Here is a 14254-nt window from a genome sequence, read left to right as displayed (position 1 = left end):
TTGCCGATAGGGTGCCTGATCCGCTTCTTGCATACCATCAAACAGCCTGGACAATGCTCCACAATGTCATTAAATGACATTTCGTTTGAACTGAGAGGGATTTTTTCAATCACTACAAGTACACTCACGATTAGCAGACATTTTTCAATGGTATTTTCAGTTGATTGATCGTGAAAACATTCACCAGTCCAATGACCAGATTGTTGATATTGCTCAGTGGCCAGTGCATGAAGACTATGAAGTATTTCCTGTTGGAGCCAGAGATAAGAGTTTGAGAGTATGCCCGCCAGCAGCCCCATATGATTTTTGTTTACCGAATCACAGATACCTGTTTAAAGAAGCTATAAAAAGCGCCAAAGACTCCAGGAAGCCAAGGCATCCAGATCAGTACTGGGCGGAAATTATTGCCTTTAAAGTTGGGCGATTAATGAAGCTAACTGTTCCTCCCACTTTTGTTGCTGTGAACTCAGAAACGGGTGAACCGGGTTCTATTATTGAATGGTTTTTGGGTTATAACTCTGACACTGAGGAACGGTTTACCCCCGGTGGCGACCATATGCAGTCGATGATTGATGGCTTTGACCGGGAAAAGGGGCGGCTACATAATCTGGATTCAGTTATTAAGTTTTCAAGAGCACTCTCGCAGCACAAAATTCTTTGCCATAGCTGGCAGGAGTATTGGGGCTTATGCTTCTGTTACGATGCCTTGATCGGGAATACAGATCGTCATCAGGAAAACTGGGGGGGGATCTGGAACGACAAGATGGGTACGGCAAGACTCACTCCGTTTTTCGACAATGGTACCAGTCTTGGGCACGAACTATTTGAGAAAAAAATCCGTCAGTTTTCAACCGACGAAAACGGACTACGCGCTTACATCCGAAAAGGCAGGCACCATATGAAATGGAGCCTTTCAGAAGATGGCCGACTACCACTTATAGAAGGTGTTTATCGCATCTGTGTAAAATATCCAGCCATTATACCGCTGTTAGTTGACAGCCTTAGCTGGGAAGAAGAAGCTCTGGAAAAGACCCTTAGCGAATTAACGTCCTTTGACATAAAATCGCCGCTGTCTATTGAAAGAGCAGATTTTGTATACCAGTTAACTATTCTAAGAAAACGTATTCTGCTCGAACATCTGGAGAAAATTGGAAATGAGGTACATTGAGCACCTGATAGAGCCTGATCGCTTATTGCTGTCCTGGCAGGCACAGGAAAGTAAGGATCGTTCACGTTATGTTGTAGGCGAACTGGTGCGCAAGGAAGACAAGGTCGTTCTGAATTACTTCAAGGACACAGAAGATTTTGAGCGAGCCCGTCAGCATGGCTTTTCAGGACACCCTGCCTTTCGCCTGAAAGAAGGGGGAAAAGAGTTTGATGACAAAGTGCTGGAGGCTTTTGTCAGAAGGCTTCCTCCCCGCAGCCGCAGTGATTTTTATCGGTATATGGAGCTGAGAGGGTTGAACCCTGATGCTGAAATCAGTGATTTTGCCTTGCTGGGTTATGCAGGGGCACGACTTCCTGATGACGGTTTTGAACTGGTTCATCCGTTTGATAATGCTGTACAGCCCTTTGAGTTTATCACTGAAGTGGCTGGCTTTAGGCATGAGGCTGAGGTAACCCCGGACGACATCGCTATTGATGCACCGGTGCAGTTCGTAGCTGAGCCTGACAATGGTTATGACAACCAGGCTATTCGTATTGAAATGGATGGCCGTAAGCTGGGCTATGTTGATCGTGGACGCCTGAGTTTGTTCCACCGGTTGCTGAATGCCGGTCATAATATTACTGGCAGTATTATGCGGAAAAACGGAACAGCTGACCGGCCTCTGATCTATATCTTCACTTCTGTTGGTGTCATAACGCACTGATCCTGTTTGCTCTGGCGGGACTCCCTGCCAGATTCTACTTTCCCCAATGGCTCTCTTGCCTGTCAGCCAATAGTTTCTTCGACCATGGCCGTTGCCAGTTGCTGTTGGGTGGTTTGGGCCAGTTCATGTTCAGGTGCAATAGCCACCAGTATGTTTTTCATAATGGTCCCATTTACATTTGCCTGACCACACCGGTGCTTAAAATTCTGTGTAAAGCTAACTTTGGCTGAGCCATCTGTTTAACTCTCTCTTCGAATTGCGTTTGCACATAGCCAGAAGAAAGTACCTGCTTTAAAGGCTAAAGTCGGGCACCACACGAGATCAGTGCTCTTTTGTTTTGTTATTTTTGATATCAACACCAAAGTATTTAAAATAAATTTGCAGTCCTCGTTGGTTAGGGTATGTGTTTCCAGGACCCTTCGGTATTCTGAGAGCATGATGTGGAATAGTTGGCTCCCCATATCCATATGCGCGATCTACACAGGCATCTGCAGTGGTCGTATTTGTAGCTTCAGGGGCATCTGCAGTGGTCGTATTTGTAGCTTCAGAGGCATCTGCAGTGGTTGTATTCATAACTTCAAGAGGATCTGCAGAAGTCGTATTCATAACATCAGGGGCATCTGCAGTAGTCGTATCTATAACTTCAGGAGCATCTGCAGTGGTCATATCTATAACTTCAGGGGCAGGCCAAGACAGGGATAAGCTTAAACTGGAGCCTGTATCACCTGGTGCCGGGTGCACCAGCGTTTGGGTTAATCCATTTGATTCAGGATCAAAGTGAACCATTAAACCGGCTGGCGGAGCTGGTTGATCATTGCTTTCAGGGCGATCAGAGGTATTTTCTGTGTTATCGTCGGATGGATCTTCTTGATTGAGTTCATAGGTTCTCATCCTTGATCTGTAACATTTAATCAGGCCGTATCCACCCAGGCCTGCTACGCCCAGCGATGGCAACAGACCAGCGAACACCCGTTTCAGTAATCGGGAGGTGTAATCGGCTGGTTTTACGCTGACCACTGTTCGTATTTGACTGAACTGCTTGTGTGGGTTAGTTGCTGTTACCGTCAGGGGCCATCTTTCTGAGAGTGCCCAACCACCGCTCTTTTTACTCAAAGGGGTATCACTCTCTGGGTTGACCACTAAACTTTTGTTTTGCCAAATGAATGGGCAATTGCCTTCATGGCCTTCACAGTCAACCCTGACGATTAATTGAGAATAATCCTCGTTGTCTGACTGATTAGGGTCCGTCACATTCATAAGCCCTACTACGAACTGGTTATTTTCCATATTGGATTCATCGTAGTCATATTCGGGAGGATCCTGCCATTCTGCGAATAAAGGGGGAGAGATGAGTTTCAGGGTATGGAGGCTACCTCGTCTGCCAATCACGGCTATTTTTCTGCCATCCGGGCTGGTGGCTATGCTGGTGAGTGCCTGAGGCACGTTTCGAAGGCCAATAAGTTGAGCCTCCTGAGTTTCCCACTGATCTTCCTTGTTTAAAACCACCAGATGGACGAACCGGTCGGTAGAGGCAATAAAGGCGGTGATGGAGTCACGGGGTAGTCTGGCAATGGTTACATCGTGCACTCCAAACCAGCTGTCAACTTTCTCAAGATCTTCCGGGTTGGAGACTGATTGCATCAGATGCAATTGTCCCTGGTCGTATCGAAAAATCAGCAGGGTTTGGGTTTCGGCAGCGACTACTGCAAGGAACTGTCCATCCGGTGACAGTGTCATACTAACAATGTCTTTCAGAGCCGGAATGTCTGAAGATGAAGCGAGAGTGCGATTCCGCCATTGATTCTCCTGCCAGTCTTTGTCCACTTTAATCAGCGAGCTCATCATGGCTATACCATTGTTGCCTTCCTGTATGTCATTCAGAGCCGCAATATATGTCAGGTTTGACTGTGGCACAGGAACCACAGAGCCTGCTTTTTGCCCCAGGTATTCGGCTAACGGCTCGCTGAAGAGAGAGTCTTGCTCGGGAGGTGAAGTGGCAAGAACATCTGACCATTTTTGAACAACGTTAAGGTTATTGAAATCAACTAAAAAGCGAGATCTGGAATCAGTAGCATTATTAACAGTCAGCAGAATATGGGAAGTGTTATAGAACGAAACAGAACCCTCATAGATATTCAAGGTTTCCTCCCTGGCAGCCAGCCCGCTGGAATTCATTAATAGCAGGCGATGTTGCCGGGTTTCTTCTGCAGCAGCGGAGTTGGCAATCCATGCAATAGCAGTGAACATAAGAGCAAAGATGGGGAAAGACGTCTTTGTTCTTATATTTTCAGATCTCATAATTAAAAACACTAGAGGGTCAGCGCAGACTTGATTCGTATCGCGGTCTTTTCGATAGATACGACTAGTTCGGTAGTTCATAGGCAACATCCCCCTGAATCATGTCATCAGCCAGAAAATAAAACACATCGGCTGGCAAATTAAACCCTGTTGTACTGTAATCAATCACCAATAAGGTTGTTGTAATACTAGGATTACATAGCGTCAGGCAAAGGTCCCTGACCCTCGGGAATGATAGCAGAGATTCATATCAACCCGGGTAACTCATAAAAATAAGCCTATTGCCGTATATATTTTGTCTTTTTCAGCATGGCAATCCTTATCACGAAAACGCAAAAAGGCTGTCACAAAGGGTTTTCAAAAATGTCTGGTAAGAATGCTAAACGTCCTCAAGTATCAGAGCCTGATTTCAGCCAGTTTCTGGAAATGGCCGACAACGGGCTTTCCCTGGAAGATCGCAAAACGTTTCATTACCGCAAGTTAATGGAGAGTTATAGCGTTTTCGATGCCATCCAGGAGAAAAATTCCGCTAAAGGCTGGCTGGCTGCCAGCCAGATAGAAACCAGGGCGAAGGAGTACCTGCAGCAGGAACCCTTTAAGAAAGACTGGGTAGCCTCAGTGTTATCTCCCGTTCAGGCTTTTCTCAACCGCACCCTTGAAGAACCCCCCAAAACCATTCACCTGTTATTGCTCCAGCCACTGGACAGGGTTGGCCTGGATTATTTGAAAGCCTGGATCAGGGCTAACCCCGATTATCAAATCCATCTCTGGCAGGACTACAGGGTTTCTCTGGCTTCTCTGATGCGAAAATACATCATAGAGTGGGCGCACGCCGATGTTGCCAATGCCCGGGACCTTGAGCCATTTGCCGGACAACTGATCCGTCGAATAATCGATACCCAGCGCCGTGCCGTCAGTCATGTTCTCAATAGTTACGATAAGGGGGCTTCCATTGACCGGGCTGTGCAGGGTTTTCTGGTTTCCTATACCAATGCTTCTGCCAAAGAACTGGCCGTTGAGAAGGCGCGTTTTAATCAGCAGATTCTCTATGCCAGGGAAGAGTTGAGCCGGTTAAGTGACCATGGGAACCGGATTAACGTTCGGGATATTGCGTCACTGTGGCCAGAAGGGAACATTCTGACCAGTGATTACTTCAATGAGCTGCTGCGAGGAAATATTAACGGAGCGGAAAATCTGGCCCGTTTTCAGATCCTGTTCAGTGCGGGTGGCTTTATTGTCAGGCCAGATAGCCTGCCCGGCATCAATCGGGATTGGTTAACGGGGATTGAACTGGATGGCCTGCCAGAGGAAATGCTGGAAGCCGGTATTGTCCAGGCGATTCTGGAGAGCCATCCGGACGACTTCCCCCACCGCCTGGACAAACTCCGGCAACCGCTTCGCAGTGGCTACATTGACAGCCTCAAGCTGCTGGATGATCTCAGGCCGGGGGTTCGTCAGCAACTGCTGGCGGCAGCCAGAGAGACCCGGCAACCCTTTCGGTCAATTAACCAGACGGGTTTGATTCCCGGTACTGTTCAGGCCGGACAATCCCGTGGGCGTCTGTCCGCCAGCATGATGGCCGCCGGTAAGGAGTCGCCTGTCGCACAACGGGTGTTGGCTTTGATGGTAAAAAGGTACCGGTTTTTAGACAATGCCCTGGGGGGAGCTGAACCCTACAACTGGCAGGAGACCCGACGGTTTTATTTCAGCCAGCTGGATGCGGCGAAGGATCAGGGTTTTCCCCTGCATCTGGCCCGCATTGGTACTTACCGGTTGGGACTGCTGCGCGGGGATGAAAGCCTTAACCTGTTTCTCAATGGCGATGAGTTGCTCAGGGAGGCGATGACCGACTATATTCAATCGCTGGGCGAACAGCCCGTGCCCCCGGAGCAGCACCCGGTAGGGAAACAGCTGGCCAGCTGGGGGACTTTGTCCACCGAAGAACACCTGGCTCTGGCGGTAGATCCACAGCAAAACAGCCTGTCATTTCATCTTGAAAAGAACAACAGCAAGCTGAAGCAATATGTTCTTCCTCTGGGTCAGGATGACGACATTCAGGCCATCGCCGGATTCCTCCATCGCAGTTACCCTCAGGCGACACAGCGGCTGTCAGCGCTTTCCCCGGATGCTGATCATGCCCTGGATTTTTTTACTGAGCCGCCATCATCTGGGCTGTTGGTTTTGGTTGGCCGATTGACAGCAGATGGTCGTTTATCAGGCTTTTCCGGGTCAGACCTGGCGGCCGGTCTTGCCAGCCAATGGCTGCGTCAGTCCAGCCACCGAATAAAGATCTACTGTCTTGCCGATCCCGCATTGGGTAATGAGCGCATTGTCGGATTTTTCCGGGAGGTGCTGGCCGCCCTGCCAGAAGGGCAGGCGAGATTGAATACTCTGGAAGTGGCCCGGGAGCTGACCCAGATTGATGATCTTGGCCAGCCCTGGGTCGCTGCTGTTGATGATCGTGGAAAGTTGCTATGGCAGCAGGGGAATGGACAGCACTGGGCCTGTTACAGAACCCCCGGGGGGCACTGGAAAATCCAGTCCTCAGATTTTGCCCCGGGAGAAACGGAAGTTCTTCCACGCAATGATATTTCCCGAGCCATTGACCTCACCAGAGAGCATTATCATAAGGTTTTGCGTGAGCTTGGATATGATAATGAAAGCGGTTATGTATTCAGTAAGTTGATAAACAAAGGCAAACTGACTATTCAGTTGCTGCTGGATACCGTGACGGCAGATCGCAGCAGCCAGTCTGAGTACTTTTTATCATCCAGGGACATTCGCCAGATCGAAAGGGACGTCAATCTGGCATTTACCCAATGGCTTGGTTATTCCGGCTTACCGGATGACATGACTGACCGTTTTACGGTGCTGGTGTCTCTGAGTCCCTGGGTAAAAAATGGACTCTATTTTACCAACGAGGGGGTCAAGCTGGTTCTGGGTGGCAGCTTCCTGGACTCTGATCTTTCCCCGTTTCAGTCCACCGCTCTGGCAGAACTGGCTCCAACCAGCGACCGGGGTAGCTTGATTCTCCTTCATTATTTGTCCATGGTCATTTATGAGCGACTGCAACCGGAGGCGTTCTGGAAGGATTTCAGCATCTTTCACCGCGATGCAACAGGTTGTCAGCCGATTGGGGAGTTGACGCCTGCTCCCGACGCTATTATGGATGACACTCAGGCTGTGTCGCCGCTGGCACGTCAATCCAGACTCCATTTTGTTACTAAGGATGACACTAAGGCTGTGTCGCCGTTGGCACGCCAATCCAGACTCCATTTTGTTGCGGAGTCACTGGCGGCTCTTATACAAAACCAGATTTTACCTCAGGCTTCATTCTCAGCTCTGAATACGCTGCTTTACCGACAACTCCCCGGCAATGACTTAGCAGGCGATCGTCGTCTTTTTCTGTACCAGGGTTGGAGCTATCGCTTTCAAGTGATTGCCACGGCCATCAAACAGCAACAGGAAATCGCCGATTTACAAATCAGTCAGGCGAAGGCTGAAGGTTGGGATCACAGCGGCGAGCGCGAAGTTCTGGTGAATGCTTCAGGCCAATGGTTTCAGTTGACCCGCACCCGATATTTTACCCTGCTCCAGGATTACCCGACGGGTGCCATCCTTGAATTCTCACGCCATGACCCGATAGCCGAGAGTCTCCGGCAAAGTGACAGACAGCGTCGCGCGCCCCAGGAGCCGGAACCGTCGGAAGTACGTCCGGTCTCCCTGGAGCAGTGGGCGGGAAAGCTGATCCAGGGTGACCAGGCTTTTGCAGCTTCTGGTGTACCGCAAGCCCTTTGGGAAGGATTCAGGGAAATTGCCCGGAAAAACCAGGCACTGATTGCCATCAGGCCCATTAATCCAGATGCCTCCGACCTGCTCAATCATGGTCTGGGTGACGGTATCAAAATTGCCACAAAAGGTTTAAGTGTCAAGGGCAAAAGTGCGGACTGGGGAATACAGGCGGGATTGATTCCCTTCGATTCCGCTTTGTCCAAGGTCTTTGGCAAAGGCGGTCTGGAACATCGGTCGCAGATCGAAAAGGGGGACTACCAGAATGTCCATTCAACCCACTTGCCGGGCATGGCCGCCGTTCAGCTGCAACTGGACTGGAGCGCCATTGAGCGTCGGCTGGAACAGGGCAAGCTGGGTTCGCTGACGAAACTGGAGGATGGCAGTTATCTGGCAACGGTAACTCGTTCCATTGAATCCAGTGATGGCAGAGCCGGTGAGCGCCCGGTGGTGTTTCAGTATCGTTTGACCGAGCAGTCCAATGACCTCTGGAAAGTCGAGTATAAAAGTGAAGACTATGGCATTGGGCATCCGGAATATAATGCTTTCCGTCCCCTGATGGTCATGGCTGAAGTCAATGACGATGGCTCCCGTCGATTGTTTACGGCAGACATTGACCTGTTTGCCCTGTTCAAGCGGTTGGACACATCTTCAAGCGACCTTATGACTGGCGTCAGGGAAGAGGCGGATCGAATTGGGCGGTTATCATCAGCGAACAAGGGCGCGGGTCAGTTTTCCAGTGAACTGGCCAGGGCTCGCTGGCTGTCTGCCTATCGTCGTGTTACCGAAGCATTGGGTACGCGTGAGCGACGCAGGTTTGATCCCGATAAGGGAACCTTGACTCATTTTCAGGAAAACATCATTGACCAGATCAATGAAGCGGCGGCGAAAAAGGGGTTGCCTAAAGTCTGTCACCATGGCACAGAACAGGACAACATCAAATACCCCGAGCGGGATGACAAAATTTTATTTATTGATCCCGAAGGCCGGGTTTATCAAACGGATACCTTTGAACAGGTGTCAAGTATCGAGAAGTACTACGATGTTGTGGATGGCTTCCTGACCTATCGAAATCGTTCATACAAGCGTATTGATGAAACACCAACGGAGATCAGTAACAGGCTGGGAGCCGGCAGCCGGATTAGTTTTCGTGAACGGTTTAGTCTGGCCCCGCTGTTGCAAATCCTTGAGTCGGGACAGCTCAATGAACCTGAGCGCCCAGCTATTCCAGACAAGGCTCCGGTGTTAATCATAGGAGAGGAAGAACTTTCGTATCAGAAGTTTGGTGCAGGTTATCTGACAGAAAAAATTCCGGGAGGACTGGGTATCCTTTTGTATCCGGAAGAGAGATTTGACCTTCCCGCCCGATATATCGCCGTGGAGTTTGATATTGCCGAGTATGACAGGGGGGTTCGTAATAACGATTTTCCCGCTTCACGGCTTCAGGATGATATCAGCAAAGTAACCGACTTGTTTTTGAAAGGGCGGTTAAATGACCAGCTCAGGGAATTGGGCAAAACCGCAAAAAGCATCCGCTATACCAGTGAGGAACGGGTTCGTGTCCTGGTTCATCCGGATAAACCTCTGTTTGAGAGTCATGTCGTTATCCCCGACGGCGGCAAACCGGTTATTGAAATAGGTACAAAGGGTATTGAGAGCATACCCGATTCAACGCTTCGGGAAGCCGTTTCCGGTTTGTTTGGTTCGGCGCTATTAAGGTCTATCCAGTTAGCAGGCAAAGATGATCTGGGGCCGGCAGGGAATATCTGGAAATACAGCAATAGCCAGTTAATGAGCCTGGGTCTCTACTATGGGTTGGATGAGAGCTTCAGGCTGGCCCCTCTGTATAATCTTCCCGATGCATCGCTTTATAGTGATTTAGTCGCCAGGGGACCAGACACTATCAGAATCCGGTCCGAACCTCATTCCGATCTGTTTCGGGCGGTAAGAGCCGTTTATCAGTCTGGAAGAAGCCTGCATGAAAGGATTGAACACATTCATAAAAATCAGGCTCGGTATTCACCGCTTGAGTTGTCTGATTTTGCCGGAGCGATTTCTGATTACTATGACACCATCAAATCACCGGATGCCCAAAAGAAATTCAGGCTGGCTCTGGGTGTCTATCGTGTCAGATGGCTGGAATCCCTGGATAAAACCAGAGCTAAATTCAAACGCCTTGGCGTTGATGCTAAGCAGGATATTGACCTCATCAAAAATCGGGCGGTCAGTAAACTGGAAGACGTGGCCGGGAAGTTGCAGCGTGATGTGCGTCACTCTCTGGTCATTGACCCGGCCCTTCTTGCTGGTCTTCCGGTGTCGTCAATGGAAGAGTACCAGGACGTCATTTTGCGGCAGGCAAAGAGAGAGGTTGATTTAGGTAAAGTCCTTCACAAAAAATCGAGCAGGGTAGAGGAGGCCCTGAACAAGATCTATCAAGCGCTTGAGAAAGAGGATGCCATTCATATAGCTCGGGAAAGAATGACCCGGCTGTTATCTGAATACATATTAAAAGACGATAATATTATACCCAGCCTGATGAAAGTAGGTCTTCAGACAAATACGGCTGGTCTACAAAAACTATTCAACACCCTGGTGCGTAAATACAGAAAAATCTTCAGCGACACTCTGGGCTTTTCGATGCCGCCATTAACCCTTGAAATAGATCTTTCAGGTAATGAGGGTAAAGCAAAACCCGTTTATGATGACGGGAAGATAACCTGGTTTAGCCGTAACAAAGCCAGTAGTCAAAAAGAACAGCGGGACGCTAACAAGGAATTTTTGAATGCTATTGCTGATGGTCTCTCGCAACATGCACAACACACCCTGTCAACTCAATGGCATGACCAGATCCCGGAAAAGTTAAATATTCAGGGCGGGGTAAGAGTATTCAAGGCTGGAAATCAACTTTATGCGGTGGCTTCGACGGATAAGAGTCCTCTGCAACCGTCGGGTGACGAGTCGGTTGACTTGACCGGCAAAGGCAGTCAACCACCGCTGGCATTGTCTATCAGAAACCCCGAGTCCGGGCACTCTTTTTTAATACGACAGTTGCCGGAAAGTTTTTTGAAAGCGATCCCCCCGAAGAAAGCGGTCCCCCCGAAGAAAACGGTACCGGATATCACCGCTCCACGCCCCTTAACCTTTGGTATCACTGATGTCCAGTCTAAGCTAATCAGTACGAATCTGAAGGGAATTTTTCGGTCTCTGGATCATCGTTCCAACCAGAGTGGGTTGCTGGTTCGGGATTACAGGAATCTCCATGAGGTTGCCAGAACTGCTCGAATACCCGGCCAGCCGGATGAGAACGACTATACCGGCCTTTATCCTTTCAGAAGGTTGAGCCTCGATGGTCAGGTTCTCGTCTGGGTTTCACCCGAATACCAGAAAGCTGTCGTTGATTCCGGCAGCAATGTCAGGGACGAACTGGAGAAGCTGAATACCCTGGCCAGCCACTTTACGGATTGTCCGGAGCCTTTTCGGCAATACTCCCGGCTGCTGTCTGCTGCTACCGATCCCAGCAAACCAGACACTCTGGCTGAGCTGGTCCGGTCGGGATTTATGGCAGGCGACTCGCACCGTGAAGCGAAGATAGCACTGCCTAAGGAAGCAAGGCAGCTGATTGTCCTGCAGCACTCAAGCCAGAGTAGTGAAAAAACACTCAATCAGGCAGTGCCCTTTAACCAGCAAGCTTCTGATGATGGTCAGGGGTCACTCAGTGTTATTCACGTTGACCCCGGTGATGCCAGTGAGAGGGGCATGACCGACAACTGGTTGTCACAACATACCCGGCTGTTCTCTGATTTGACGGCCTCAGCTTTTCAGGTCGCAGGCAAATCATCGGCTTTTCCAGAGCAACGGCGTACAGAACAGCAGGCGCTGATCAGAAAAACGCTGGGTTTCCAGGCATTGAACCGCAAACCTTTGTCATCAGACCTGTTGCCTGTGCCCAAAACAAGTGCCCGGGGTGTCCAGTGGTTTGAGGATGTTATTCAGGGAATTTCCCTGACCAGCGAACCGGGGGAGGGTTACCAGCGGCTGCTCACGGCTGCGGTCGATACTGGTGAAACAACAAACATCCGCTTCGGATTAAAAGCTGAACCGGGTGAAAACGGAGGGAAAATTATTCTGGTCGTTCCGGCCAGGCAAGTGGCTGATAAGGGCTACCAGCAGGCCAGACAGCTGCTACTCAGCAGTTTTAGCACTATAAGACTGGAGCAGCAGCAATCCCTGAACAGGGTGATTTCCGATTATAACCAGAAGCTGAAAGAGGCAACGGGGAATGATCAGTCACCCTACCGGCTGGGTAATATCATAGGCTCCGACATCGCTATACAACCTTATGAACGGCATCCGATCACTTATGTTCCGACCAGCTATGTAGAAAGCCGTTATGAAAACCTGGCTAATTCATTTTCTGTCCTTGGCCGATTGAACACTTCATCAATACAACAGGATCTGTTGTTAAGAGCAAAAACCATTGCGACTGGATTGGCTCGTGACATCAGTGGCAAGACGCCGGGCCGTTCCCTCACCGCCTTTTTAATGCACTTTTTATTGACTGAGTACTATTTCACTTTGGAAAAAGTAAGCCCCAGAACGGATGGCTTTGGGCTTATGGTGTCGCCTACCGATGCCTTGGTGTCAGTTTTGCCAGAGAGCGATATCGAGACGATTAAAAGCTATTTGGACAAGGTAAAACTGACGGATCTTGCTGGGCAACTGTCAGAAGCACTGGATAAATTGTCTCTTGATCGGTTTGGTCAACTGCCTGCCGGGCATTCAGTAAGGCGGGATTTTGATACGTCAGTTGATGAGGTGTTTAAACATGCCCTCAGTCTCAGGTACCAGGATGGAAAGGTGCTCCCTGCCTTTCAACTGGCCGTTACCCATACCGGTAGCCCCTGGCAGCCGGTGACGCCGGGAAGCACGAAACTGGTGCTGCACAGAATGATGCCCCAGACATCGCGGCAGCCAGTCATTGGGGCTACCGCTTCGTCCGCCAATATACTGATGCAGTTTTGGGGTGAGGACAGTCCGTTAAATCAACGCTCTGGCACTGGGATTTTGCCTGCCGACGTACTGTCACAAGTTTCTGCCCTGAAGGAGGGTATCAAACCGGGAAGTGGGCCGGTGCAGAACCGGCTGTTTCTTGAGCAGGTTGACCGAACCTATAAGCGCCTTGCGGAATCAAAAGAAAGTTTTAGTGTTGAGCTGAGCAGGGTGATTTCAGGGCTTGACCAGGAGAGCCTGGAAAGCTTGGGCAGAGAACTGCTGAGAGTGGTCAGCGCTGACCAGGACGGGGTGAATAATCGTCCGGGGATGAAAAAGCTGGCTCACAGAATGGTAAAACCCCTTGCCAAGTTTGTTGTCGGGCAATGGGCTGGCAACAGGGTGACCAGGGAATCGCTGGAACCCTTAGCCCGCCTGATGGAGCTGTCTGCTTCGCGGAGCCTGACGGTTAAGTCACAGGATAATTTAACCATCAACAAAGTTGTTCTGCGCACAGATCTGCCTCTGGGTACCATTGACTTTGCGAAGGGTGCACCAGGCCAGCCTGACACTCTGGGAATCGGAGCCTTTGACCAGTTTGGCATCAAGCCCGGAGGTGGCTACCTCATTGAACCATCACAGGGCACCCCCTCCAGCGTCCTTGTTACGGGCAGTGATGACGATGCCATGGTATTCCCGAAAACGCGTATTACCTGGGATTTGGGTATTTATAAAGAAAAGGCTATTTCCCCGGGGTGGTCCGGTTCGTTACAGGACGATATCAGCGCCCTGATTAAATTGAATGGTCCCGGGGAGCTGGGTGGAAAACGTCGTATGGCCCAGTATCTGGCCCATGAGCACAGGATTGACTTAACCACTGGTCGGAACATTGAGATTGTTCTGCGCCCGGATCTGAAGCTGGAGCAAAGCCAGATTATTGCCCCGGCTGCTGACCACCCAGGGGAGCCTCCGGTGATCGTGCGACTGGGGATGGCAGACAGAAACCAGTTAACTGAAAAAAAGGTATTTGGCAGTACCGTCAGCCGCTTGTTCGGGTTGGCCGCCGCTCATAGTTCAAAACTCGCGACGCTACCTTTCCAGAGTCAGGGCGACCCCATGAAGACCATTCATTCTGTGGGGGAAAAATCTAAACTGTCGTCTGATTATCAGTCGGTGGTGTTGGCCAATGATCAAATTCCTCCGGTAGATCAACCACCGGCCAGCCCGATCGGCAGAGCCCTGAATGATCAGATTTATGGTTCAACGGATGACCGTCGTGACATTGATCTGTCCACGAAATTACTTCT

General features: G+C 50.0%; 4 protein-coding genes (1 of these 4 cut by a window edge). 3 read left to right on the top strand and 1 reads right to left on the bottom strand.

The window, feature by feature from the left end; translation table 11 throughout:
- Positions 1–160 precede the first annotated feature (160 nt).
- Both ACOMHB_RS19945 and ACOMHB_RS19940 read left to right on the top strand, forming a co-directional pair.
- Positions 161–1168, top strand: a complete 1008-nt coding sequence (locus tag ACOMHB_RS19945; RefSeq protein ID WP_448217936.1) for a HipA domain-containing protein — start codon at positions 161–163, stop codon at positions 1166–1168.
- Entirely contained in the window at positions 1155–1871 is a 717-nt protein-coding gene (locus ACOMHB_RS19940; RefSeq protein WP_448217935.1) for an HIRAN domain-containing protein, read from the top strand. The genes ACOMHB_RS19945 and ACOMHB_RS19940 overlap by 14 nt, the downstream gene beginning before the upstream one ends.
- A 321-nt stretch (positions 1872–2192) precedes the next feature.
- Here the strand turns inward: ACOMHB_RS19940 and ACOMHB_RS19935 are convergent, their stop codons facing one another.
- Positions 2193–4118 carry a WD40 repeat domain-containing protein gene (locus tag ACOMHB_RS19935; RefSeq protein ID WP_448217934.1) on the bottom strand — a complete coding sequence of 642 codons (1926 nt, stop codon included), beginning with the start codon at positions 4116–4118 and terminating at the stop codon, positions 2193–2195.
- Positions 4119–4532: 414 nt separating this feature from the next.
- Between ACOMHB_RS19935 and ACOMHB_RS19930 the strand changes: the two genes are divergently transcribed.
- Positions 4533–14254: the 5' portion of an anthrax toxin-like adenylyl cyclase domain-containing protein gene (locus tag ACOMHB_RS19930; RefSeq protein ID WP_448217933.1), read on the top strand. 20107 nt of this gene lie beyond the right edge of the window; 9722 of the gene's 29829 nt are visible here — the first part of the coding sequence; it begins with the start codon at positions 4533–4535; its stop codon lies off the right edge, out of view.

This window comes from Endozoicomonas sp. 2B-B, from assembly GCF_053470045.1.
This window is presented reverse-complemented; position numbering and strand designations above follow the sequence as displayed.

Coding starts and splice junctions, on each gene's coding strand:
- ACOMHB_RS19940 (WP_448217935.1), top strand. CDS start 1,155: ATGAGGTACATTGAGCACCTGATAGAGCCTGATCGCTTATTGCTGTCC.
- ACOMHB_RS19935 (WP_448217934.1), bottom strand. CDS start 4,118: ATGTTCACTGCTATTGCATGGATTGCCAACTCCGCTGCTGCAGAAGAA.